At 52.6% G+C, this 24,772-nt stretch carries 18 protein-coding genes; 10 read left to right on the top strand and 8 right to left on the bottom strand.

The features are described 5' to 3' along the window. Positions 1-29: 29 nt before the first annotated feature. Together apbE and I6L53_RS07200 are read right to left on the bottom strand one after the other, a co-directional pair. Positions 30-1,085: an FAD:protein FMN transferase ApbE gene (gene apbE / locus I6L53_RS07205; RefSeq protein WP_042317896.1), complete on the bottom strand. Its 1,056-nt coding sequence runs from the start codon at positions 1,083-1,085 to the stop codon at positions 30-32. A 115-nt stretch (positions 1,086-1,200) separates the two neighbouring features. Continuing rightward, entirely contained in the window at positions 1,201-2,331 is a 1,131-nt protein-coding gene (locus tag I6L53_RS07200) for a porin OmpC (protein ID WP_042317895.1), read from the bottom strand. 740 nt (positions 2,332-3,071) lie between these two features. Here I6L53_RS07200 and rcsD point away from each other — a divergent pair. Beyond that, positions 3,072-5,741, top strand: a complete 2,670-nt coding sequence (rcsD, locus tag I6L53_RS07195) for a phosphotransferase RcsD (protein ID WP_042317894.1) — start codon at positions 3,072-3,074, stop codon at positions 5,739-5,741. 15 nt (positions 5,742-5,756) lie between these two features. Next, positions 5,757-6,407, top strand: coding sequence for a response regulator transcription factor RcsB (rcsB, locus tag I6L53_RS07190; RefSeq protein WP_001061917.1), 651 nt, complete (start codon positions 5,757-5,759; stop codon positions 6,405-6,407). A 112-nt stretch (positions 6,408-6,519) separates the two neighbouring features. On the opposite strand, the gene rcsC is transcribed toward rcsB, so the two are convergent. Beyond that, a complete protein-coding gene (gene rcsC, locus I6L53_RS07185) occupies positions 6,520-9,366 on the bottom strand; it encodes a two-component system sensor histidine kinase RcsC (RefSeq protein ID WP_042317891.1) in 2,847 nt (948 codons plus the stop codon). A 173-nt stretch (positions 9,367-9,539) separates the two neighbouring features. Here rcsC and atoS point away from each other — a divergent pair, with 173 nt between their 5' ends. The 7 genes from atoS (at position 9,540) to I6L53_RS07150 (ending at position 17,760) form a co-directional block, all read left to right on the top strand. After that, entirely contained in the window at positions 9,540-11,366 is a 1,827-nt protein-coding gene (atoS, locus tag I6L53_RS07180) for a two-component system sensor histidine kinase AtoS (RefSeq protein WP_042317889.1), read from the top strand. Next, positions 11,363-12,748: an acetoacetate metabolism transcriptional regulator AtoC gene (gene atoC, locus I6L53_RS07175; protein WP_042317887.1), complete on the top strand. Its 1,386-nt coding sequence runs from the start codon at positions 11,363-11,365 to the stop codon at positions 12,746-12,748. The genes atoS and atoC overlap by 4 nt, the downstream gene beginning before the upstream one ends. A 196-nt stretch (positions 12,749-12,944) precedes the next feature. Continuing rightward, the gene (gene atoD / locus I6L53_RS07170) at positions 12,945-13,607 is read left to right on the top strand and encodes an acetate CoA-transferase subunit alpha (protein WP_042317885.1); all 663 of its coding nucleotides are present in this window, start codon (positions 12,945-12,947) and stop codon (positions 13,605-13,607) included. Beyond that, entirely contained in the window at positions 13,607-14,257 is a 651-nt protein-coding gene (locus I6L53_RS07165) for a 3-oxoacid CoA-transferase subunit B (protein WP_042317884.1), read from the top strand. The genes atoD and I6L53_RS07165 overlap by 1 nt, the downstream gene beginning before the upstream one ends. Then, positions 14,254-15,576 (top strand): TIGR00366 family protein, encoded by a 1,323-nt coding sequence (locus I6L53_RS07160; protein WP_042317883.1) that lies wholly within the window; start codon positions 14,254-14,256, stop codon positions 15,574-15,576. The genes I6L53_RS07165 and I6L53_RS07160 overlap by 4 nt, the downstream gene beginning before the upstream one ends. Before the next feature lie 30 nt (positions 15,577-15,606). After that, positions 15,607-16,791: an acetyl-CoA C-acetyltransferase gene (locus tag I6L53_RS07155; protein ID WP_042317881.1), complete on the top strand. Its 1,185-nt coding sequence runs from the start codon at positions 15,607-15,609 to the stop codon at positions 16,789-16,791. A 213-nt stretch (positions 16,792-17,004) separates the two neighbouring features. Next, positions 17,005-17,760: a MurR/RpiR family transcriptional regulator gene (locus I6L53_RS07150; protein WP_042317880.1), complete on the top strand. Its 756-nt coding sequence runs from the start codon at positions 17,005-17,007 to the stop codon at positions 17,758-17,760. Between the two features lie 95 nt (positions 17,761-17,855). Here the strand turns inward: I6L53_RS07150 and I6L53_RS07145 are convergent, their stop codons facing one another. The 5 genes from I6L53_RS07145 to gyrA form a co-directional block, all read right to left on the bottom strand. Continuing rightward, the gene (locus I6L53_RS07145) at positions 17,856-18,872 is read right to left on the bottom strand and encodes a Gfo/Idh/MocA family protein (RefSeq protein WP_042317878.1); all 1,017 of its coding nucleotides are present in this window, start codon (positions 18,870-18,872) and stop codon (positions 17,856-17,858) included. A gap of 10 nt (positions 18,873-18,882) precedes the next feature. After that, positions 18,883-19,899: a PTS glucitol/sorbitol transporter subunit IIB gene (srlE, locus tag I6L53_RS07140; protein WP_042317876.1), complete on the bottom strand. Its 1,017-nt coding sequence runs from the start codon at positions 19,897-19,899 to the stop codon at positions 18,883-18,885. Further along, positions 19,880-20,278, bottom strand: a complete 399-nt coding sequence (locus I6L53_RS07135; protein ID WP_042317873.1) for a PTS glucitol/sorbitol transporter subunit IIA — start codon at positions 20,276-20,278, stop codon at positions 19,880-19,882. Before I6L53_RS07135 ends, srlE begins: the two co-directional genes overlap by 20 nt. Positions 20,279-20,287: 9 nt before the next feature. Beyond that, positions 20,288-20,809, bottom strand: a complete 522-nt coding sequence (srlA, locus tag I6L53_RS07130; protein ID WP_042317872.1) for a PTS glucitol/sorbitol transporter subunit IIC — start codon at positions 20,807-20,809, stop codon at positions 20,288-20,290. 357 nt (positions 20,810-21,166) lie between these two features. Beyond that, on the bottom strand, positions 21,167-23,803 hold the full coding sequence (gene gyrA / locus I6L53_RS07125) for a DNA topoisomerase (ATP-hydrolyzing) subunit A (protein ID WP_042317871.1): 2,637 nt from the start codon (positions 23,801-23,803) through the stop codon (positions 21,167-21,169). A gap of 146 nt (positions 23,804-23,949) precedes the next feature. On the opposite strand from gyrA, the gene ubiG reads away from it, so the two are divergent. Further along, complete coding sequence (gene ubiG / locus I6L53_RS07120; RefSeq protein WP_042317869.1) at positions 23,950-24,678, top strand: bifunctional 2-polyprenyl-6-hydroxyphenol methylase/3-demethylubiquinol 3-O-methyltransferase UbiG; 729 nt, start codon at positions 23,950-23,952, stop codon at positions 24,676-24,678. Positions 24,679-24,772: the final 94 nt, after the last annotated feature.

The following is a 24,772-nucleotide window of genomic DNA, read 5'->3' as shown; positions in this document are numbered from 1 at the left end:
CATCACACGAAAACCCGCAATCTTGCTTTTTAATTTTGTTCACGGATGAGGAAACTTTCAAACTGTGGAGACATCCAGGTTTTGAATCCCTCCCCCTCTTTGATGATCATATACACCGCCAGTCCTTCCTGGCGTACGACCTCTTTGGCTTTCTCCGTACCGAGCACCATCAGCCCGGTATCCCAGCCATCCGCCTCCAGCGCCGTTGGCGCAATCACCGTCACCGACACCAGGTTGTGTTCAATCGGACGGCCCGTTTGCGGATCGATAACATGGGTGAGGCGTTTGCCGTTCAGCTCGTAATAGTTGCGGTAACTGCCGGAGGTACTGATGCCGTGCCCGTTAATATCCACCACCGCCTGAACGGCGTTCTCGCGGTCAGTGGGTTTCTGGATCGCCACCCGCCACGGATGCCCTTCGGCGTTCATCCCGCGGCTGTTCAGCGCCCCACCGACGGAGACCAGATAGCGGGCGATACCTTCCCGCTCCATCAACTGTGCCAGGTGATCGGCAGCGTAACCTTCACCGACGGTGGAGAGATCGACAAACAAATCCGGCAGATCTTTTTGCAGATACTGCTGTTTCGCCTGGTTGATCACCGTCAGATGCTGCAACCCGCTGCGGGCTTTTGCCGCATCAATTTGCGCCTGTGTCGGGATCTGGACCGGCTGCTTGTCGGGACCAAATCCCCATAAATTCACCAACGGCCCGACGGTGATGTCCATCGCGCCCTGCGTTTTTTGTCCAATACGCAGCGCTGAGGTCACAATATCCGCCATCGCCTCGCTGACAGGCCAGGGAGAAAGACTTTTCGACAGGTTAAAGCGCATCAGCGCCGAATCATTTTTATAGGTTGAGAGCAGTTGATCGTCGGCATCCAGTTGCGTCTGAATTTTCGTTTGCAGCGACGCTGCCGATTTTGCATCGAGCCCGACCACGCTCACGCGCCAGAAGGTGCCCATTGTTTTCCCTTCCAGCACAACCGGAGCCATAGCAGGCGTTTGCGCCGTGTCTGGCGAGTTATCGCACCCGGTAAAAAAGAGTGTCGCAGCCAGTATGATCGCACGAGCAACGTTCATTTCCATACGTGATTGTCCTCCTGGGAAAGAGGCGCAAGAGTACACCAAAAACCGACGGTTGTACGCCGTAAAACCGCACAAAAAAAGGCCCCGAAGGGCCTTTTATCGACATTAAGCAAACTTAGAACTGGTAAACCAGGCCCAGTGCAACGATGTCGTCGGTGCTGATACCGGCATCACGAGTGAAGCTGTTGTCATCCAGCAGGTTGATTTTGTAATCAACGTAGGTGGACATGTTTTTGTTGAAGTAGTAGGTTGCGCCAACATCAACATATTTCAGCAGATCTTCGTCGTCGTAGTTACGACCGTTGAGAGTCCCCAGGTTTTTACCTTTGGACTGCAGGTAAGCAACGGACGGACGCAGACCGAAGTCGAACTGGTACTGAGCAACCACTTCGAAGTTCTGCGCTTTGTTTGCCCAACCCTGGCCGCCTACGCGCGTTGCGTTATAGGTCTGGGTGTACTGTGCTGCCAGATAAACGTTGTTAGCGTCGTATTTCAGGCCGCCGGTGTAGGTTTCAGCACGGTCGCCGTTACCAAGATAAGCCGCTTTGTTCTGCTCATCAGTACGTTTGGAGCTGCTCACTGCCGCACCCAGACCGAAGCCTTCACCGATGTCATAAGTCACGGAACCGCCAACACCGTCGCCGTTCTGACGCAGTGCTTCACGGCCGTTGTTCGTTACGCCGGTGTAAGCTAAGCCATCAGCACCTTCGCCTGATGGGCTGCCGTTTTTACCCTGATACTGCAGGGCAAAGTTCAGGCCATCAACCAGACCGAAGAAATCAGCGTTACGGTAAGTCGCGAAGCCATTACCACGCTGCTGCATGAAGTTGTCAGAACCGTAGGTGTCGCCACCGAATTCTGGCAGGACGTCGGTCCAGGAGGTTACGTCATAAACTACGCCGTAGTTACGACCGTAGTCGAAAGAACCCGCATCGCCGAATTTCAGACCCGCGAATGCAACACGAGTCCAGGAGTTGTTTTCGGATTCAGGCGCGTTACCCTGGATCTGATACTCCCACTGGCCGTAACCGGTGATCTGATCGTTAACCTGGGTTTCGCCTTTGAAACCGATACGCATATAGGTCTGATCGCCATCAGCGCTCTTGTCATCGGAGAAATAATGCAGACCGTCGACTTTACCGAACAGGTCTAATTTGTTGCCGTCTTTGTTGTAAATTTCAGCCGCATTTGCTGCGCCTGCTACCAGCAGTGCTGGTACCAGGAGGGACAGTACTTTAACTTTCATGTTATTAACCCTCTGTTATATGCCTTTATTTGCTTTTTTATGCCACTGCATACTGATTAACCCTCATTAACCAGTCGGCAAGTTCATTCTCCTCAAAATTGCAGAATAATCCAACACGAATATGATACTAAAACTTTTAAGATGTTTCATTTATCCACATAGGTGTTTCAAAATGTAAATATCAGGGAACTTTTTTTTGGCTTAAAAAAGACATAAAATAAGCACGATCACTCAAGAAATATAAAAACACAAACAAAAACAAATATTTAAATAAATAATTTTCATAGCACTGAATGACAAAACAAAATCGTCACGCATCACTAAAATATCTCTCGCTATCATCATTAACTTTATTTATTACCGTCATTCATTTCTGAATGTCTGTTTACCCCTATTTCAACCGGATGCGATGCGTCCGGCTTTTTTTTACCCTTCTTTACACTTTATTTCTCTTTTTGTGCTACCGCACAAAAATAATAACAACTATTAACTATTTCCCTTCATTCAGTCACCGACTGATATCAGAAACCAATTTCTTGTTATTTCGTGCTATTTGTCCTCACGCGTCGGGTAATATTTGTACGTAGCAGGCGGCGCTGTACACTTTTACGTCATCCAACTGATGAATTCTTTTTGGCAAAAAATGCAGAACATCAATGAGTAGAGAATGTGGAAATTCGCACCGTACCCTTTATACTGCCCTTTCACCTTCTGCGTTGTTTTACAGGTCATAACCACGAATGAGTCAGTCTGATACAACGGCTACGTCCCGATTCTCCCTTCTGCCGGGAAGCATTACCCGTTTCTTTTTATTGCTGATCATTGTGTTGCTGGTGACGATGGGTGTGATGGTGCAAAGCGCGGTTAACGCGTGGTTGAAAGATAAGAGCTATCAAATCGTCGATATCACCCATGCTATCCATAAACGTGTCGATACCTGGCGCTACGCAACCTGGCAAATCTATGACAACATCGCGGCGACCGCGAATCCGTCGAGCAGCGAAGGATTGCAGGAAACCCGCCTGAAACAGGACGTTTACTATCTCGAAAAACCACGTCGTAAAACCGAAGCGCTGATCTTTGGCTCCCATGACAGTTCAACGCTGGAAATGACGCAGCGTATCTCGACCTACCTCGACACCCTGTGGGGTGCCGAAACGGTGCCGTGGTCCATGTATTATCTCAACGGCCAGGACAACAGTCTGACCCTTATCTCGACGCTGCCGTTGAAAGATCTCTCTTCGGGATTTAAAGAATCCACCATCGGCAGTATTGTCGATTCACGCCGGGCAGAGATGCTTCAGCAGGCGAATGCGCTGGACGAACGGGAAAGCTTTTCATCGCTGCGTCGTCTTGCCTGGCAAAATGGTCACTACTTTACCCTGCGGACCACCTTTAATCAGCCGGGACATCTGGCGACCGTTGTCGCCTTTGATTTGCCCATCAATGATCTCATTCCACCCGGCATGCCATTGGACAGTTTCCGCCTTGAACCGGACGCCACGCCTGTCAGTACGCGCAATACGGATAAAGAATCACCTGACAGCGTTAGCATCAGCTTTAACAGTTCGAAAATTGAGATCTCTTCGGCGCTGAACTCGACGGGAATGCGACTGGTCTGGCAGGTGCCGTTCGGTACGCTGTTGCTTGATACGCTGCAAAACATCCTGTTACCGCTGTTGCTGAATATCGGGCTGCTGGCTCTCGCGCTGTTTGGCTATACCACCTTCCGTAACCAGCCGGGTCGCACGACAGAGCTCGCGCCGAATACCGCAGCCAATAATGAGCTGCGTATTTTGCGGGCGATTAATGAAGAGATTGTCTCCCTGCTGCCGCTGGGTCTGCTGGTGCATGACCAGGAGGCGAACCGCACGGTGATGAGCAATAAAATTGCCGACCATCTGTTGCCGCATCTGAATCTGCAAAACATCACCAGCATGGCGGAACAACATCAGGGCGTGATCCAGGCGACCGTCAATAATGAGTTGTATGAGATACGCCTGTTCCGCAGCCAGGTCGCTCCGCGCACCCAGATCTTTATTATCCGCGACCAGGATCGTGAAGTGCTGGTGAACAAAAAGCTCAAACAGGCACAGCGGTTATACGAAAAAAATCAGCAGGGCCGCGCGGCCTTTATGCAAAACATTAGCGAGACGTTAAAAGACCCGCTCAAAGCGCTGGCGGCAGAGGTTGCACAGGTGCAAACGCCTGATGCACCGCAACTGGCGAATCATGCTGACGTATTGGTCCGTATGATCGATGAAATTCAACTGGCAAATATGCTCGAAAGCGACACCTGGAAGAGTGAACCCACCCTTTTCTCGATTCAGGCGCTGATTGACGAAGTCGTACCTGAAGTGCTGCCCGCCATGAAGCGCAAAGGGCTTCAGTTGCTCATCAACAATCATCTGAAGGCAAACGACGAGCGTCGTGGCGATCGCAATGCGCTGCGGCGAATCTTACTGCTGTTGATGCAGTACGCGGTGACAACCACCCAGATTGGGAAAATCACGCTTGAGGTGGATCAGGATGAGTCGGTGGCCGAGCGCCTGACATTCCGCATTCTGGATACCGGTGAAGGTGTGACGTTAAGCGAAATTGACAACCTGCATTTCCCGTTCATCAGCGAGACGCAGAAAGATCGCTACGGCAAAGCTAATCCGTTGGCCTTCTGGTTATGCGATCAGCTGGCGCGTAAACTCGGCGGCCATTTGAACATAAAAGCGCGAGATGCGCTGGGTACACGCTATACAGTCCATGTTAAAATGACTCCGCTCGACCAGCATAGCGAAGACGAGGAACGTCTGCTGGATGATGTCAGCGTCATGATCGACGTGACCTCTAACGAGGTTCGCAACATCGTGCTTCGTCAGCTGGAAAACTGGGGAGCGACCTGCATCACTCCGGATGAGAGACTCATAAGTCAAGAATATGATCTCTTTTTAACTGATAATCCGTCTAATCTTACTGCCTCCGGCTTGCTTTTAAGCGATGATGAGTCAGGCGTGCGGAAAATTGGCCCTGGCCAGCTTCGCGTCAACTTTAATATGAGCAACGCTATGCAGGAAGCTGTACTACAACTAATTGAAGAGCAACTGGCGCAGGAAGCGATCCCGGAATCCCCTCTGGGCGGTGATGAAAACGCCGAACTTCATGCCAGCGGCTATTACGCACTATTTGTAGACACAGTACCGGATGATGTTAAGAGGTTGTATACTGAGGCAGCAATCAGCGATTTTGCTGCGCTAGCCCAAACGGCTCACCGCCTGAAAGGCGTGTTTGCCATGCTAAATCTGGTACCCGGCAAGCAGTTATGTGAAACGCTGGAACATCTGATTCGCGAGAAAGATGCTCCAGGAATAGAAAAATACATCAGCGACATTGACGCCTACGTCAAGAGCTTGCTGTAGCAAGGTAGCCTTTACATGAACAATATGAACGTAATTATTGCCGATGACCATCCGATTGTACTGTTCGGTATTCGCAAATCACTTGAACAAATCGAGTGGGTGAATGTTGTCGGCGAATTTGAAGACTCCACAGCACTGATCAACAACCTGCCAAAATTAGATGCGCACGTGTTGATTACCGATCTCTCTATGCCGGGCGACAAGTACGGCGATGGGATCACTCTGATCAAATATATCAAGCGCCATTTCCCGAGCCTGTCGATCATTGTTCTGACCATGAACAATAACCCGGCAATCCTGAGCGCGGTTCTTGATCTGGATATCGAAGGGATTGTCCTGAAACAGGGCGCGCCTACCGATCTGCCGAAAGCGCTCGCGGCGCTGCAAAAAGGCAAAAAGTTCACCCCGGAAAGCGTCTCTCGCCTGCTGGAAAAAATCAGTGCGGGTGGCTACGGCGACAAACGTCTCTCTCCGAAAGAGAGTGAAGTCCTGCGCCTGTTTGCCGAGGGTTTCCTGGTCACTGAGATCGCCAAGAAACTGAACCGCAGTATCAAAACCATCAGCAGTCAGAAGAAATCAGCCATGATGAAACTGGGCGTTGAGAACGATATCGCCCTGCTGAACTATCTCTCTTCCGTGACCCTGAGCCCGGCAGACAAAGACTAATTTTTCTTTCCGTTGCAAAATGCCTGATGGCGCTCCGCTTATCAGGCCTACTCATTACGGAAAACATCCCCGTTTTGTAGGCCGGATAAGGCAAAGCCGCCATCCGGCATTTTTAACCCCGCGTTTTCCTGACCCGCTCCGCATACACCGCCAGCGTCTGCTTAAGAATGTCCAGCGTGACCGGCTTCGACAGACAGCTGTCCATCCCCGACTCCAGACAACGCTGCTTCTCTTCAGCTAAGGCGTTTGCTGTCACTCCAACTACCGGTAGCGTCAGTCCCAACTGACGAATACGCTGCGTCAGACGATAACCGTCCATATTAGGCATGTTGACATCGCTCAATACGATATCGATGTGGTTTTTGCTTAGCACGTTCAGAGCATCCACACCATCATTAGCGGTCTTGCACTGATACCCCAGCGATCCCAGCTGATCGGCCAGCAAACGACGGTTAATCGGATGATCGTCAACCACCAGGATCATCATGTCATCATTGGTGGCTGCCGCTTTTTCCGGGGCCGGTAACGCGGAGGCGAGCTCTTCATCGTCCAGTTCAATACTGTAGATCCGGGCCAGCAGCGCCGGCAGTTCATGCGGCGACGCAACGCTGTGCACCCATTCCCCCGGTACTCTTTCCAGTGGAATACCGATGTGACGACGACAGAAAATGACCGCCGCACGCCCTGACCACGGCTGTTCCAGTGCATCGTCAGTAATCAATACATCGTCACTCGCCGGGGGCTGGCCTTCATAACGCCTCACCTCGACGCCGTTGCGCGTCAGGCTGTTTTCAACAAATTGACACAGCGAGGCATTACGCACCGCCAGCCAGCAGCGTGTTCTGGCCAGTCCATCGAGACCTTTTTTCGCCGGATATTGCGCGCCATACAGCGGAATACGCACCGTAAACTGGCTGCCCATCCCGGGTTCGGAATCGACCGAAATATCACCGTCCATCATACTGATCAGCTTTTCGCAAATCGCCAGTCCCAGCCCCGTTCCCTGGAAATTGCGCTGCACGCCAGTACCGACCTGGAAGAACGGGTCGAACAGGCGTACCACCTCTTTCGCCGGTATCCCGACGCCGGTATCCCGCACCCGAATGCTGAGATAATCCTCATCGCGGCTAACATGCAGTACAATGCAGCCGATGTCGGTAAATTTAATCGCATTGCTCAGCAGGTTAGAAATCACCTGCTGCAGGCGCATCGGATCGCCATTGAGCGCAACCGGCACATTCGGTTCAATAAAGCAGTACAATCCGATCTGCTTGCGCACTACCAGCGGCAAATAGTTCGCCGTAATGTGACTCATCACCTCTCGCGGCGAAAATTCGCGCGGTTCAATTTTCAACTGCTCAGATTCAATTTTCGAGAAGTCGAGAATGTCGCTGATGATTTTCAGTAGCAGACTGGAGGAGTTATTCATCGCTGTCACCAGGCGATCGACCCCTTTTGGTAACGCTTTAGTTTGCAGCAGATCGAGGTTACCGATAATGCCATACAGCGGAGTGCGCAGCTCGTGGCTGACGGTCGCCAGGAACATCGATTTCGACTGACTCGCCTGCTCAGCCGCCTGCGCCATCTCCTGCAACGACTCCTCCATTTTGACGCGGGCAGAAACATCCACCAGCACGCAGATCGCCACGTTTTCATTGCGATAGCGGGAATGGACGAAGCTAATCTGCAGGTTGGTGTTATTACTGGTCAGCACATCGACAAAGTTCACCTGCTGTCCGCAGATGATTTGCGTTAGCCTCTGTCGATCCTCATGGGTGAGCATGTTCAGATACGTGTGCGCCAGCTCGTTACTGAGAATGTTAACACCGTCAACGGTACGCAGAATACAGATCCCGACCGGCGCGGAAGCGACAATCTTACGGTTAAACTGCTCATGCTCTTCCAGACGCTGGGCGTCGCTTTCCGCCGGAATAAAGATCCGCCGTTCATACATTCGCGCGAGGGTAAACAGCGCCGCCCCCACCAGCACGTTCAGCAGAATGGCATTCAGAATCAGCATCCGGATCCGTTCCAGCACCAGATCAACCGGGATGGAATAGACAATGCTCAGCGAGGACGGCGGCAGGTTTTTCTTCAGCACCAGCTCACGAAAGCCCTGCGTATAGCCAAACCAGGAGCGCTCCTGCATCCAGCGAGGCTCCGCCTTAACGGTGCCTTCCGGTCCGGTCAGTGAAATCAGCTCATGGCCATTTTCATCCAGAATGGTCACTCCCATCGGCAGGCTGCCCGGCGTAAAGAAGTTTTCCACCCGAATGGACTGTTCGACGCCTAACAATGCCTGGAGACGATTTGCCAGATAGACCGGCGTCAGCGCGTAGAAATAACCGATCCCCGGACGCGGCCCCTGCCCCACCCAGTAAAGATTGTTTCCGGACTCATCCTTCGGCGCATTGCGGTACTTCATAAGCCGCTCGTGCAGCGCTTTCAGCGCGTTGTCGCGCTCGACGGGCATATCGCGCAGGCCAAAATTCGCCATGCAGAGATTATCGCTGCCAATGAGAAATACGCGATTCAGGTCGTATGCGGCAGAGAAGTTGTCGCGCCAGTAACGCATAAACCATGCCAGCGACTCCAGCGATCCCCGCCATGCATTGCCCATCGCCGCACAGTCTGAATCGGCAAACAGCGGCTGAAAGGTTGGGACCACTGTTTTATCGTCACGCGCCCGCGAAGCCAGTACGCCGTTCTCCGCCGTCAGGCGATTCTCAGCGATATATTTGAGCTCTTTCATCACATCCGACGTGCGTTGAATATAGCGCTGGGCCTGATCGGAACTGAGATTAAACTCCTGGCGAATCTCAGACTCCCGCTGATGCAGGGCGTTCACGATGTAGAACACCGAGGCAAAGGCAATGAGCAGCCAAATCAACAACGCCAACGCTCTGAACAGGTAGCGCGAGATTTTCAGGGTCGTGCGAAAGGAAGCAAGGTATTTCAAAAGGGCGAAGCTCCGCCTCAGGCGATAAATGGAGTGTGGTTAAGGTAGCGGTAAATGCGCGACGTCGCAATGCCCGCGCCTCTGTTTGCGGGAATATGATACACCGCTGAGAAACCCTTGCCGCAACCATCGATAATCATTCTTTGTCGTACCAGGGCCACAGGGATGCCAGCATGCGCTTTTTGAGAGGGTTATATCCGCGACGCTTACGCAATCAAATGATACTGATGGCGCTCCTGATGGTCATCGTACCGACGCTGTCGATTGGTTATATCGTAGAAACCGAAGGTCGGTCAGCAGTCTTATCCGAAAAAGAGAAAAAATTATCTGCTGTCGTACACCTGCTCGATCAGGCGCTGGGCGCACGCTTTGACGATTTTACGGCATTGCCGCGGGAGGAGCGTATCCGGGCGCTAAATGCCGAACTCGGCCCTATCACCGAACGGATCACCCAGGCGTTTCCGGGCGTTGGCGCGGGCTACTATAACAAAGCGCTGGATGCGATTATTACCTACGCGCCTTCCGCGCTGTATCAAAATAACGTCGGCGTGACGATTGCCGCCGATCACCCTGGACGTGAAGTAATGCGCAGTAATGCTCCGGTGGTCTTTTCCGGTCGACAGGTGCGCGGAGATATTCTCAACTCAATGATCCCCATCACCCGTGATGGCGATGTGACAGGTTACATCTGGGCGAATGAGCTGACGGAAGACATTCAACGTCAGGCCTGGAAGATGGACATGCGCATCATTGCAGTGCTGGCGGCGGGCCTGCTCTGTAGCCTGCTACTGATCGTACTGTTTTCACGACGCCTTGGTGCCAATATCGACATTATCACTGACGGTTTGTCGACGCTGGCGCAGAAAACGCCGGCACAGCTTCCCAATCTCCCCGGTGAACTGGGACAAATCAGCCGGAGCGTCAACGCCCTGGCGCAAACGCTGCGTGAAACCAAAACGCTTAACGATCTGATCATTGAAAACGCCGCCGACGGCGTGATTGCGATCGACAGACAGGGTGACGTCACCACGATGAACCCCGCGGCGGAAATGATTACCGGTTATACATTGAATGAACTGGTCGGCCAGCCTTATGCCACACTGTTTTCCGACCCCCATTTTGCCAGCCCGGTTCTCGATACCCTGGCACACGGTACAGAGCATCTGGCGCAAGAAGTCAGTTTCCCGGCGCGCGACCGCACTATTGAACTCAGCGTCACCACCAGCCGCATTCATAACCCCAATGGTGAATTGATAGGCGCGTTGGTGATTTTCTCCGACCTGACCGCCCGGAAAGAAACCCAGCGTCGCCTGGCCCAGACGGAGCGACTTGCCACGCTGGGTGAACTGATGGCCGGGGTGGCGCATGAGGTGCGTAATCCACTTACCGCGATCCGCGGTTATGTACAGATCATCCGTCAGCAAACCAGCCTGCCGGTACACCAGGAATATCTGTCCGTGGTACTGAAAGAAATTGACTCCATCAACAGAGTCATTCAGCAGTTGCTGGATTTTTCCCGCCCGCGCCAAAGCCAATGGCAGCAAGTGCTGCTCAATTCGCTGATCGAAGAGACGCTGATTCTGGTACAAACCTCCGGTGTTCAGGCACGGATCGCCTTCAACTTCGAACAGGATAAGGAACTGCCTGCCATCGTTGCCGATCGCGAGCTGTTGAAACAGGTGATCCTCAATATTCTGATTAATGCCGTGCAGGCCATCAGCACATGCGGCGAAATTCGCATTCGCACCCTGTCATATTCAACGACGCAACAAGCCGTAATAATCGAAGATAACGGCTGCGGGATCGATATTGCGCTACAGAAAAAGATCTTTGACCCCTTCTTTACTACCAAAGCCTCAGGTACGGGACTTGGGCTCGCGCTCAGCCAGCGCATCATTAATGCCCATCAGGGCGATATTCACGTCGCCAGCATGCCCGGATGTGGCGCGACGTTTACCCTTATTTTACCGATTAACCCGCAGGGAAACTTGTCAGTATGAAAACCCGCTATCGTATTCTCATCGTGGACGACGAAGACAACGTTCGTCGCATGCTCACTACCGCATTCTCGCTACAGGGACATGAAACACACTGTGCCAGTAACGGTGAAGAAGCCTTGCAGCGCTTTTCCGACGCCCCGCCGGATGTGGTGCTGATGGATATCCGTATGCCAGAAATGAACGGAATTGACGCACTGAAAATCATGCGCACCCGGCAGCCGCGCATTCCCGTAATCCTGATGACCGCTTACGCCGAAGTCGAAACCGCCGTCGAAGCGCTGCGCAGCGGCGCGTTTGATTACGTGATCAAGCCTTTCGATCTTGATGAGCTCAATTTACTGATCCAGCGCGCACTGCAACTCCAGGCGATGAAACAGGAGATCCGCAGTCTGCATCAGGCGCTGAGCACCAGTTGGCAGTGGGGGCATATACTGACCAACAGTCCGCGAATGATGGATATCTGCAAAGACACGGCGAAAATGGCGCTATCGCAGGCCAACGTCTTGATCAGTGGAGAAAGCGGTACTGGTAAAGAGTTGATTGCGCGTGCCATTCATTACAACTCGCGCCGGGCAAACGGCCCGTTTATCAAAATCAACTGTGCCGCGCTGCCGGAGTCGCTGCTGGAAAGCGAGCTGTTTGGTCATGAAAAGGGGGCCTTCACCGGGGCACAAACTCAGCGTCAGGGGCTGTTTGAACGCGCGCATCAGGGGACCCTGCTACTCGATGAAATTGGCGAAATGCCACTGGTACTACAGGCGAAACTGCTGCGTATCCTGCAGGAAAGAGAGTTCGAACGCGTCGGTGGACACCAGACCATTCAGGTGGATATTCGCATTGTCGCCGCCACTAACCGGGATCTCCATGCCATGGTGAAAGAAGGCACCTTCCGTGAAGACCTGTTTTACCGTCTGAATGTCATTCATCTGCAGCTTCCCCCGCTACGTGAACGACGGGAAGATATTGCGCTGCTCGCTAACCACTTCTTGCAGAAATTCAGTTCGGAAAATCAGCGCGATATTATTGAGATCGATCCTGCGGCCATGTCGATGCTCACCAGTTGGCCCTGGCCCGGCAACATCCGGGAGCTCTCGAACGTCATTGAGCGGGCGGTAGTGATGAATACCGGTGCGGTCATTTTCGCTGAAGATCTGCCCGCCCCGCTCCGCCAACCGGTCACTGGCAGCAGCGAGATAAAAGCCACGCAGCCCGGTGAACGCAATCTGAAAGAAGAGATTAAACGTGAGGAGAAGCGAATCATTATTGAGGTGCTCGAACAGCATGAAGGAAACCGCACCCGCGCCGCGCTCATGTTAGGGATCAGTCGACGCGCTCTGATGTACAAACTGCAGGAATACGGTATCGATACGGCAGGGTTGTAGACCAGAATCTGCTATGCAGAATTTTGCACAGTGCGCAAAATTCTGCATAGCATCCGCACTCAGATCACACAATGCCAGAATAAATAAATCATTATATTCAATAAGTTAATTAATTCCCCCACCCGTTAGCTATTCTGGCATCCCGCTTGCTATTCCCTTTACGTACCCAAAATGGAGTATGCAAAAGGGAAACATAATGAAAACAAAACTGATTACCTTACAAAACGCAGCCGACTTCTTTCGTGACGGCATGACCATCATGGTTGGCGGTTTTATGGGGGTAGGGACCCCGCCCCGTCTTGTCGAAGCCTTACTTGAATCCGGCGTCAGAGACCTGACACTGATCGCCAACGATACCGCCTTTGTCGATACCGGCATCGGCCCACTGATCGTCAATGGCCGGGTGAACAAAGTCATTGCGTCCCATATCGGCACCAACCCGGAAACCGGGCGTCGGATGATTGCCAGGGAGATGGAGGTTCAACTGGTGCCGCAAGGTACGTTGATTGAACAGATCCGCTGCGGCGGCGCAGGACTCGGTGGGTTCCTGACCCCTACCGGCGTCGGCACCATCGTGGAAGATGGCAAACAAACCCTGACGCTCGATGGCAAAACCTGGCTACTGGAACGCCCGTTGCGCGCCGATCTGGCGCTCATCCGCGCGCACCGTGCTGACCCTCTCGGCAACCTGACCTACCAACTCAGTGCCCGCAACTTTAACCCTCTTATTGCCCTCGCCGCCGATATCACCCTGGTGGAACCTGACGAACTCGTTGAGACAGGCGATCTGCTGCCTGACCAGATCGTCACCCCCGGCGCGGTTATCGACCATATCGTCATTCCACAGGAGAGCAAATAATGGATGCGAAACAACGTATTGCGCGCCGCGTGGCGCAGGAACTTCGTGATGGTGACGTCGTGAACTTAGGTATTGGCCTGCCGACGATGGTCGCCAACTACCTGCCGGATGACATTCATATCACTTTGCAATCAGAAAACGGCTTTCTCGGACTGGGGCCGGTCACCACCGCGCATCCCGATCTGGTGAACGCTGGCGGACAACCCTGCGGGATTTTGCCGGGTGCGGCGATGTTCGATAGCGCGATGTCATTTGCCCTGATCCGTGGCGGTCATGTGGACGCCTGCGTTCTGGGTGGGTTGCAGGTCGATGAACAGGCCAACCTCGCGAACTGGGTGGTACCCGGCAAAATGGTCCCAGGTATGGGCGGCGCAATGGATCTGGTGACCGGGGCGCGCAAAGTCATCATCGCGATGGAACACTGCGCGAAAGACGGCTCAGCGAAAATCCTCCGCCAGTGCACCATGCCGCTGACGGCCCAGCATGCGGTGCATGTGCTGGTCACCGAACTGGCGGTGTTCCGCTTTATCGACGGCAAAATGTGGCTGACAGAAATCGTCGACGGGTGCGATCTTGATACCCTGCGCGCGAAAACCGAAGCCCACTTTGACGTTGCCGCCGATCTGGTCGTTCAGCGAGGTGACGCATGATTGGCCGTATCTCGCGTTTCATGACGCGCTTCGTCAGTCGCTGGCTGCCCGATCCCCTGATTTTCGCCATGCTGCTGACGCTACTGACGTTCGGCATCGCGCTGTGGTTAACGCCGCAAACGCCGATCAGTATGGTGCGTTTCTGGGGGGACGGCTTCTGGAACCTGCTGGCCTTCGGGATGCAGATGGCATTGATCATCGTAACAGGCCACGCGCTGGCCAGTTCTGGCCCGGTGAAAAACCTGCTGCGCACCGCCGCATCTGCCGCTAAAACGCCCGCTCAGGGCGTAATGCTGGTGACCTTCTTTGGCTCCGTCGCCTGCGTTATCAACTGGGGTTTCGGCCTGGTGGTAGGGGCGATGTTTGCCCGTGAGGTTGCCCGTCGCGTGCCGGGTTCCGATTATCCGCTGCTGATTGCCTGCGCCTATATCGGTTTTCTGACCTGGGGCGGCGGCTTCTCCGGCTCAATGCCCCTGCTGGCGGCAACGCCGGGTAACCCGGTCGAACACATTGCGGGCTTGATTCCGGTCAGCGATACCCTGTTCACCGGCTTCAACATTTTCATCACCGTCGGATTGATTGTGGTCATGCCGTTTATTACCCGCATGATGACGCCAAAACCGTCAGATGTTGTCAGCGTCGATCCGAAACTGTTGATGGAAGAGCCTGATTTCCAGAAGACCTTGCCGGCAGATGCGCCTCCGTCAGAAAAACTGGAAGAGAGCCGTATCCTGGCGCTGATCATTGGCGCATTAGGCATCGCCTATCTCGGGATCTACTTCGCCGAAAAAGGGTTCAACATCACCATCAACACCGTCAACCTGATGTTTATGATTGCCGGTCTGCTGCTGCACAAAACGCCAATGGCCTATATGCGTGCCATTAGCGCCGCCGCGCGCAGCACCGCCGGGATCCTGGTGCAGTTCCCGTTCTATGCGGGGATCCAGTTAATGATGGAACACTCCGGTCTCGGCGGTTTGATCACCGAATTCTTCATCAACGTCGCCAATAAAGACACCTTCCCCGTTATGACCTTCTTCAGCTCCGCGCTGATCAACTTTGCCGTGCCGTCAGGCGGCGGTCACTGGGTTATTCAGGGGCCGTTCGTGATGCCAGCCGCGCAGGCGTTAGGGGCCGACCTCGGTAAATCCGTCATGGCGATCGCCTACGGCGAACAGTGGATGAATATGGCGCAACCCTTCTGGGCGCTTCCCGCACTGGCCATCGCCGGACTGGGGGTTCGCGACATCATGGGGTATTGCATCACCGCCCTGCTTTTCTCCGGCGTCATTTTTGTTGTCGGCCTGACTTTTTTCTGACGGCAGCCACTCACTTTTAAGGAACAGAAGATGAAAAATTGTGTCATCGTCAGCGCAGCACGTACCGCCATCGGCAGCTTCAACGGCGCGCTGGCAACTACCAGCGCCATCGATCTTGGCGCGACCGTGATTCACGCCGCGCTGGAACGCGCGCAACTCGATCCGCAGCGCGTGGATGAAGTAATCATGGGCAACGTGCTGCAGGCCGGTCTGGGTCAAAACCCGGCACGCCAGGCGTTGCTAAAAAGCGGACTTAGCGAGACGGTCTGCGGTTTTACCGTCAACAAGGTTTGCGGTTCAGGGCTTAAAAGCGTCGCGCTGGCGGCCCAGGCGATTCAGGCGGGACAAGCACAGGCATTGGTCGCCGGCGGGATGGAAAACATGAGTCTGGCACCGTATCTGCTGGATGCGAAAGCCCGCTGGGGCTATCGCCTTGGCGACGGCCAGTTATCAGATGTGATTCTGCGCGATGGCCTGCTCTGCGCCACCCACGGCTATCACATGGGGATCACCGCCGAAAACGTCGCCCGCGAATACGGTATCAGCCGTGAAATGCAGGACGAACTCGCGCTGCTCTCTCAGCAAAAAGCGGTGGCAGCCATCAATTCCGGTGCATTTCAGGCTGAAATTGTGCCGGTCAACGTTACGTCACGTAAGAAAACTATCGTTTTTGAACGCGATGAATTTCCTAAAGCCGATTCAACAGCGGAAGGCCTTGCCGCACTGCGTCCGGCATTTGATAAAGCCGGTACTGTCACTGCCGGTAATGCCTCAGGGATCAACGATGGCGCGGCAGCGTTGGTGGTCATGGAAGAATCGGCCGCACTGGCGGCAGGACTGAAACCGCTGGCACGTATTAAAGGGTACGCCAGCGGCGGCGTCGCGCCGGCACTGATGGGGATGGGGCCGGTGCCTGCTACGCAGAAAGCGCTACAATACTGCGGATTGCAGCTTTCAGATATCGATCTGATTGAAGCCAATGAGGCGTTTGCCGCGCAGTTCCTAGCCGTCGGCAAGACGCTGGGCTTCGACCCAGAGAAGGTGAACGTTAACGGGGGGGCGATTGCGCTTGGTCATCCGATCGGAGCCAGCGGCGCGCGAATTCTGGTGACATTGCTGCATGCGCTTTCTGCCAGGGATAAAACGCTGGGACTGGCAACGCTGTGCATCGGCGGCGGTCAGGGTATTGCGATGATTGTGGAAAGGATGAATTAACCCCTGCGGTCCCTTTGGTTATACACAGCATCATTCAGGATACATCAAGGCGGCAAGGGAGTGATAAATTCGTCGGGAACGAATTTGAACGTCGCAAAGCGACGGCCCGTAAGGGCAAGGCTCATGGACGAGCCGAATAACTCCGCCGCCAACAAAGAGGCAACTTGAAGGATAAAGTGTATCTGTCATAATAAACAAAACCGAGGGACCTTAATGAACATTATCGAACAACTTCAGTTACTGGTAAAAACAGGGACACACGCGGAACAAACAATTAGCCGTTACATTCTGGCTACATTATCTGGCGCGGAAAAACTGACGTCGACGGCAATTTCAAAAAAGACGCAAACCAGCCAACCTTCCATCGTTCGTTTCGCTCAATCCCTCGGTTATACGGGTTTTACTTCATTTAAATATGATTTAATTAAGTGTCTGCGCAGTGAACCTGAGGCACTCCTTCCGGCCCAGGCAACGAAGAACAATGTTATCCTCAGCGAGTTTATTAATAATAATAACCCTGCAGCACTCAATACCTTCTTTGAAATTATTAACTCCAGTCGCAATCTCTATTTCTGTCATCCGCGTGAACTGAGCTCGTTGCTTAGCAATATCATTCAGGACTATAACGATATTGGTAAAGTCTGTATTCCCGTGGAGTACCAGAATGCCCATTCACTGCTGACAAACACCCTGACGGATTGTGATTCTGTGATTCTACTGCCAGGACTCAAAGAGGAGCCGGATAATCAATTGATTACCCTGATTCGTGAACACGAGGCAGCCTCACTGGCCGTTGCCTGTCATCAGAGCGGTGCGGCACTGGCCGATGTGACCTTATATACACCTCAGTCCAGCATCAGCCCCCTTAGTTTCGCCGCGCTGAAAATGTCATTACACACGCTTTTTTTCCATGCTCTGCAATATTGCTATCTAAATATGAGTAATGAAAAAACGCCTCATAAACGATGATCATCGACCGGGTTGTGGAGGAATAAAGAACCCTGCCTTAATCAGAGAAATTAAAGCCAGAAAAGATTGTTTATAAGGCGTAAACAGCAGATTAATTATAACTGCACAATACTTCCTGTCGATAACGAGTGATGTACGGCCTCGCAAATTAATGTCGCCTGCAACCCATCATCTGCGGTTGCCAGATAAGGGGTATCAAATAATATGTGCTCAACAAAATCATGTATTGGCTGAATCCCGTAGCCGCTGGCTTTATTATTAACGTAATTAATAAAATTGTAATTTGGCGTTGCACTACGCTGTGGGGTGAACATTTCATAGCCACGCAACTGCGCATCGGCACGGTAATAGTTATTCTCGGTGATAACAAAACTACGACCATCATTTGCCTTAGGAAAGGAAGCAGGTAAACACCACCCGACTTCAACCGTCCATTGCGCGCCATTATCAAACGTAACGAAAGACTGAATGGTGTCCCAGGAATCAATGCCTTCCGCAACAAGTTTCTTCTTCTGTCCTATTGCATAAACGCTCACTGCATTAGCGCCGTTCATATAATATCGAATTAAATCAAAACAATGTGTGCCAAGGAAATGAACGGGAGAGCTCTCATTCGCCCATGACAGCCAGTTTTTTGGCACATCGATAATATCGTCCATGCTCATGTAGCCACGCAGGACCTGGCCTGTTTCGGGTTTCAATAGTTCATGATGAATATGCTGCGCCATCCCGTCCCAACGCTTGTGGTAATCGACGCCGATCTTCACCCCCTGCTGCTGCGCATAACGGATGATTTCCCGGCATTCCGCTGACGTTGTCGCCATCGGTTTTTCAATCAACACATGTTTGCCCGCTTTGATGGCCTCAATCGTGGCATCAAAGTGAAACGGATCCGGAGTAGCGATTGACACCAGATCAACCTCCGTCGCGGAAAACAACTCTGCCAGCGTGGCATAACCTGGAACCTGGAACTCCTGCGCAACTCTGGCGCGGATATCCGGATTGATCTCGCAAAATCCGACCAGGTTCACCCACGGATTATAGTGATACGCGTTGATATGGTGTTTGCCATAAATACCGGCCCCAACCACCGCGGCATTGATTTTGTTCATTACACACTCCTCAGTTAAACAAGCCAAACGAAAACAGATAACCGATGGCAACCGCCAGAGGCGCGGTAATCATCCGTGATAACAAGAAAGAGGGAACACCAAGACGAATAGTCTTCTCTTTCGCCTCCTGCATGGAGAGTCCAACGGGAATAAAATCGGCCCCCACCTGGACGTTAATCGCAAACAGTGCCGGCAGCGCCATCAGAGGCGAAACCACACCGCTACCGATTAGCGTTCCCACCAGCACGCCAACGACCTGCGCAATCGCCGCGCCGGGAGCCAGAATGGGAGAGATAAAGGGCAGACCGCAGATAATCGCAATCACGAACAGGCCGGTTAGCGAGCCGGCGAGTGGTGATAGCGCATTCCCGGTCCACTGACCAATCGCTGTCTCCTGTACCAGGGCGATCAGAACCGAGATAAAGGCCATAAAGGGGATAACGTTCTTAATACACAGCTCAACGGATTCGCGCGCCGAGGAGTAGAGGAGGCTAACAAAGTTACCGATCCCCGTCGCGAAACGCGTCATCAATTCCAGTGCGGTGTTGGTCGCTGAACCACGCGGTTTTGCCTCCACGTAATCACGGGCAACAGCGGAAGCATCGCCCGCGGGGAGCGGCTCGACGAGCTCAACGTTTTCATCCCTGTTGTTCGGTTGATTAATGGTCTCAATCAACGAAAGCGACTCAAGGCTGACATCCGATATATAGATATCTTCGGTGATATATTTTGCCAGCGGCCCCATTGCCCCGGTTGGTAACACATTGATCGTCTTTATTCTTTTCTGTGGATAGATACCACAACGCAGTGAACCGCCACAGTTGATGACCACGCAGAGGATTTTTTTATCATCCGGCATGGCATCAAAGCCGTTAACCACGGTCATCTCCAGCATTTCGCCCAGCTTCTTCGCGACCGGGTCAATGGTTTTTCCGGTTAGCGACAGGATCACCATGCGGGTATCTCGATATAAATACATATCGTCGCCAATCCCTGAATGACCTTTTTTAATCAGTACAGTTTTCATTGGTTTTCCTCATTATTTTCAATGGGCCAATCAATTCATTTACGGATGGAGAACAATGACTGTTTACGTGTAATGAACCATAGGCTATTGGTTTTTCAGCTCCATCAAATACCACCGTCACATGACCTAATTCGCATAAATTTTGCCATGCGGCCTCTCCCCAGCAGGTTATATTCCAGGTCTGATTATTCATCTGTAAGACATAGTCCACTGCTTTTTGTAATGGGGTAACATCACAAACAATATTCTTTATAACCAGGACATAATCGAGATAATCTTCCGGAGCGCGGTCATTAAAAGTGATCAACATGCCATTAAGCAGCCCCTCTTCCACTTTTCTTCCAGCCCTTACGACGTCAGCCGAAAATAGTACTTTCATTGTTTTCCCTTATTCCTGATTAAGTTCGCGTTTCTCCAGTCGGGTGAAGATATACTCCGTAAGAAAACCACGGATAAAACCGAGTAGAATACCTGCGGCGATATAGCGCAATGCCAGATCGGCGACGGGCAGGTCGAGTCGGGTGAGACCCGCGGCCACCCCCAGCCAGATAAAGAGCTCTGATGGCACAATATGTGGGAACAGAGACGTTAGCGGATGCACGGTACTGCCCAGCGCATCCTGATAAGCGGGTTTACAGCGTTCTGGTAAAAATTTACCCATCGTCAACGCCCCAGGGCTGCTGAGGAAGAACCAGGCAAAGCTGGGCAAAATTCCATAAGTTAATATTTTTGATTTACCCATCAACGTGGCGACTTTTTCCATCCGCTGTTGACCAATTAACTTCATAATGAAATTAACGGTCAAAATTAAGGTTATTAGCATAGGAATGGTACTGACGATCATCCCGGAAAATATCTTACCTGCGCTCTGGAAAAGATGGATAAAACCCTCTGCTATTTCAACTATCATAGTTAACTCCCAACGTGTAGGTATAAGTATATTCATCCGTCAGAAGTGAACTAACAGATGAAGGCAGCCAACGCTTTTGTCTTAAAAAACTTCAGATGTTTTTACTAAATAATTTTTCAGTTCTCCTGCCAGTAAGGGATCGTAAATATCTCTGTTCGGTCAGGAGAAAGTTAACGGTAAATGGCTGCACAAACAGTGAGCACCTTCACAGAGTTATAATTATTCATTAATTTATGTATTCTTATACGAGAAATAGGGGGTTCCACGACAGAACGTTTAATGAAGGGAAAGGTCGATATTCAGAACGTAAAAAAGGGAGGCAGCGCCTCCCTTTTGTGCAGTATTTAAAGCCGCTGATTACTCGTCAGCGTCATCAGCAACATCGTCGTCGGTTTCCGCTTCTGGAGCGATATCATCATCCCCTTCCGCCGCACTACCGTCGATGGCGTCGAGGTCTTCGTCATCCACCGGTTCAGCCACACGTTGCAGACCCACCACGTTTTCATCTTCCGCGGTACGGATGAGGATCACGCCCTGAGTGTTACGCCCTACCACGCTGATTTCCGACACGCGTGTACGTACCAACGTACCTGCATCGGTGATCATCATGATCTGGTCACAGTCATCGACCTGCACTGCGCCAACAACGGAGCCGTTACGCTCGGTCACTTTGATAGAGATAACGCCCTGCGTCGCACGAGACTTGGTCGGATACTCTTCCGCCGCTGTACGCTTACCGTAACCGTTTTGCGTCACGGTCAGGATCGCGCCTTCGCCGCGCGGAATAATCAGGGAGACGACTTTGTCTTCGCCCGCCAGCTTGATACCACGTACGCCGGTCGCAGTACGACCCATCGCACGGACGGCGTCCTCTTTGAAGCGCACCACTTTACCGGCAGCCGAGAACAGCATGACTTCGTCTTTACCTGCGGTCAGATCCACACCAATCAGTTCGTCGCCGTCGTTCAGGTTTACCGCGATGATACCGGCAGAACGCGGACGGCTGAACTCGGTCAGCGCCGTTTTCTTCACCGTACCGCTGGCGGTCGCCATAAAGACGTTCACGCCCTCTTCGTACTCGCGAACCGGCAGGATGGCGGTAATACGCTCATCGGCTTCCAGCGGCAGCAGGTTGACGATCGGACGACCACGCGCGCCACGGCTCGCTTCTGGCAACTGATAGACCTTCATCCAGTACAGACGACCACGGCTGGAGAAGCAGAGGATCGTGTCATGGGTGTTGGCCACCAGCAGGCGGTCAATAAAGTCTTCTTCTTTAATACGTGCAGCCGACTTGCCTTTCCCACCACGGCGTTGTGCTTCGTAGTCGGTCAGCGGCTGATACTTCACGTAGCCCTGGTGAGACAGGGTGACAACCACATCTTCCTGGTTGATCAGATCTTCGATATTGATATCGGCGCTGTTGGCGGTGATTTCGGTACGGCGCTCATCGCCAAACTGATCGCGGATCAGTTCCAGCTCTTCGCGAATGACTTCCATCAAGCGATCGGCGCTGCCCAGAATGTGCAGCAGTTCCGCGATCTGTTCCAGCAACTCTTTGTATTCGTCGAGCAGTTTTTCGTGCTCAAGGCCGGTCAGTTTCTGCAAACGCAGATCCAGAATCGCCTGGGCCTGCTGTTCCGTCAGGTAGTACTGACCATCACGCACACCGAATTCAGGCTCCAGCCACTCCGGACGCGCGGCATCGTCACCGGCACGTTCCAGCATCGCCGCCACGTTGCCCAGATCCCATGGACGCGCAATCAGCCCCGCTTTCGCTTCTGCCGGGGTCGGCGCACGACGGATCAGTTCAATGATCGGATCGATATTCGCCAGCGCAATTGCCAGCGCCTCAAGGATATGCGCACGATCGCGAGCTTTACGCAGTTCGAAAATGGTACGGCGGGTCACCACTTCACGACGGTGGCGCACAAACGCTGAAATGATGTCTTTCAGGTTCATGATTTTCGGCTGACCATGGTGCAATGCCACCATGTTGATACCGAAAGAGACCTGCAGTTGAGTCTGGGAGTAGAGGTTGTTCAGTACCACTTCCCCGACCGCGTCGCGTTTAACTTCAATCACGATGCGCATGCCGTCTTTGTCAGACTCATCACGCAGCGCGCTGATGCCTTCAACGCGTTTGTCTTTAACCAGTTCCGCGATTTTCTCGATCAGACGCGCTTTGTTCACCTGATACGGGATTTCATGCACGATAATGGTTTCACGACCGGTTTTCGCGTCAACTTCTACTTCCGCGCGGGCGCGAATGTACACTTTACCGCGACCGGTACGATAGGCTTCTTCAATACCGCGACGACCATTGATGATCGCCGCCGTCGGGAAATCCGGACCCGGGATGTATTCCATCAGCCCTTCAATGCTGATGTCTTCATCGTCGATATACGCCAGACAACCGTTGACCACTTCCGTCAGGTTGTGCGGCGGAATGTTAGTCGCCATCCCAACCGCGATACCGGAGGAGCCGTTCACTAACAGGTTAGGGATTTTGGTCGGCATAACGTCAGGGATTTTTTCCGTGCCGTCATAGTTGTCGACAAAATCAACCGTCTCTTTTTCCAGATCGGCCATCAACTCATGGGCAATCTTCGCCAGACGGATTTCCGTATAACGCATCGCCGCCGCAGAGTCACCATCGATGGAACCGAAGTTCCCCTGGCCATCCACCAGCATATATCGCAGCGAGAACGGCTGAGCCATACGAACAATGGTGTCATATACCGCAGAGTCGCCGTGCGGGTGGTATTTACCGATGACGTCGCCAACGACACGGGCTGATTTCTTATAGGCTTTGTTCCAGTCATTGCCCAATACGTTCATGGCGTAAAGTACGCGACGGTGTACCGGCTTCAGGCCATCTCGGACATCTGGCAGCGCACGGCCAACAATGACCGACATCGCATAATCCAGATAAGAGTTCTTCAGCTCTTCCTCAATGTTGACCGGTGTAATTTCTCTCGCAAGGTCGCTCATCTAACCGCTATCCCTCTACTGTATCCCGGATTCAAAGGTCGCAAATTATAACACAACCGCAGAGATTGAGGTAAACCAATAAGCTTTATTCACCCGCGTTGACTGATATACTCCTGTAACAAGCCATAGAAGGAGTAAAAGCCCCGATGAATGCCGTAAAACCACCGGTAAACCACAATGTTGACCACGAAGAAATTGCCAAGTTTGAAGCAGTCGCGTCGCGCTGGTGGGATCTGGAAGGCGAATTTAAGCCGTTGCATCGCATTAACCCGCTGCGACTGGGTTACATTGCCGAACGCGCAGGCGGCCTGTTTGGTAAGAAGGTGCTCGACGTTGGCTGCGGCGGCGGCATTCTGGCAGAAAGTATGGCCCGTGAAGGTGCCACCGTGACCGGTCTGGACATGGGCTTTGAACCTTTGCAGGTAGCAAAACTGCATGCGCTGGAAAGCGGTATTCAGGTGAATTATGTGCAGGAGACCGTGGAAGAACACGCCGCGAAACATGCCCACGAGTATGACGTGGTGACCTGCATGGAAATGCTGGAGCATGTGCCCGATCCGCAATCGGTGGTCAGAGCCTGTGCGCAATTGGTCAAACCCGGTGGCGAGGTGTTCTTTTCAACCCTTAACCGCAACGGCAAATCCTGGCTGATGGCCGTTGTCGGCGCGGAATACATTCTGCGCATGGTGCCCAAAGGGACTCATGATGTTAAAAAATTTATTAAGCCTGCGGAGCTGTTAGGCTGGGTGGATCAGACAGTATTGCGGGAACGCCATATGACCGGGTTGCATTTCAACCCTATCACTAACACCTTCAAGCTTGGCCCCGGTGTCGATGTGAATTATATGGTGCACACCACGGCTAACGCGGAATAATCCACTTGCCTGATGGCGCTACGCTTATCCGGCCTACGGAAAAATGTCCTGTAGGCCAGATAAGACGTTTACGTCGTCATCCGGCATCTCTCGC

Origin of the sequence: Citrobacter farmeri (assembly GCF_019048065.1) — a bacterium.
Taxonomy (GTDB): domain Bacteria; phylum Pseudomonadota; class Gammaproteobacteria; order Enterobacterales; family Enterobacteriaceae; genus Citrobacter_A; species Citrobacter_A farmeri.
The sequence above is the reverse complement of the archived record's forward strand: the minus strand, read 5'-3'. Positions and strand labels throughout refer to the sequence as shown.

Coding starts and splice junctions, on each gene's coding strand:
- I6L53_RS07160 (WP_042317883.1), top strand. CDS start 14,254: ATGATTGGCCGTATCTCGCGTTTCATGACGCGCTTCGTCAGTCGCTGG.
- gyrA (WP_042317871.1), bottom strand. CDS start 23,803: ATGAGCGACCTTGCGAGAGAAATTACACCGGTCAACATTGAGGAAGAG.
- I6L53_RS07150 (WP_042317880.1), top strand. CDS start 17,005: ATGAACATTATCGAACAACTTCAGTTACTGGTAAAAACAGGGACACAC.
- rcsD (WP_042317894.1), top strand. CDS start 3,072: ATGAGTCAGTCTGATACAACGGCTACGTCCCGATTCTCCCTTCTGCCG.
- I6L53_RS07165 (WP_042317884.1), top strand. CDS start 13,607: ATGGATGCGAAACAACGTATTGCGCGCCGCGTGGCGCAGGAACTTCGT.
- I6L53_RS07200 (WP_042317895.1), bottom strand. CDS start 2,331: ATGAAAGTTAAAGTACTGTCCCTCCTGGTACCAGCACTGCTGGTAGCA.
- atoC (WP_042317887.1), top strand. CDS start 11,363: ATGAAAACCCGCTATCGTATTCTCATCGTGGACGACGAAGACAACGTT.
- rcsB (WP_001061917.1), top strand. CDS start 5,757: ATGAACAATATGAACGTAATTATTGCCGATGACCATCCGATTGTACTG.
- I6L53_RS07135 (WP_042317873.1), bottom strand. CDS start 20,278: ATGAAAGTACTATTTTCGGCTGACGTCGTAAGGGCTGGAAGAAAAGTG.
- I6L53_RS07145 (WP_042317878.1), bottom strand. CDS start 18,872: ATGAACAAAATCAATGCCGCGGTGGTTGGGGCCGGTATTTATGGCAAA.
- I6L53_RS07155 (WP_042317881.1), top strand. CDS start 15,607: ATGAAAAATTGTGTCATCGTCAGCGCAGCACGTACCGCCATCGGCAGC.
- atoS (WP_042317889.1), top strand. CDS start 9,540: ATGCGCTTTTTGAGAGGGTTATATCCGCGACGCTTACGCAATCAAATG.
- ubiG (WP_042317869.1), top strand. CDS start 23,950: ATGAATGCCGTAAAACCACCGGTAAACCACAATGTTGACCACGAAGAA.
- atoD (WP_042317885.1), top strand. CDS start 12,945: ATGAAAACAAAACTGATTACCTTACAAAACGCAGCCGACTTCTTTCGT.
- srlA (WP_042317872.1), bottom strand. CDS start 20,809: ATGATAGTTGAAATAGCAGAGGGTTTTATCCATCTTTTCCAGAGCGCA.
- apbE (WP_042317896.1), bottom strand. CDS start 1,085: ATGGAAATGAACGTTGCTCGTGCGATCATACTGGCTGCGACACTCTTT.
- srlE (WP_042317876.1), bottom strand. CDS start 19,899: ATGAAAACTGTACTGATTAAAAAAGGTCATTCAGGGATTGGCGACGAT.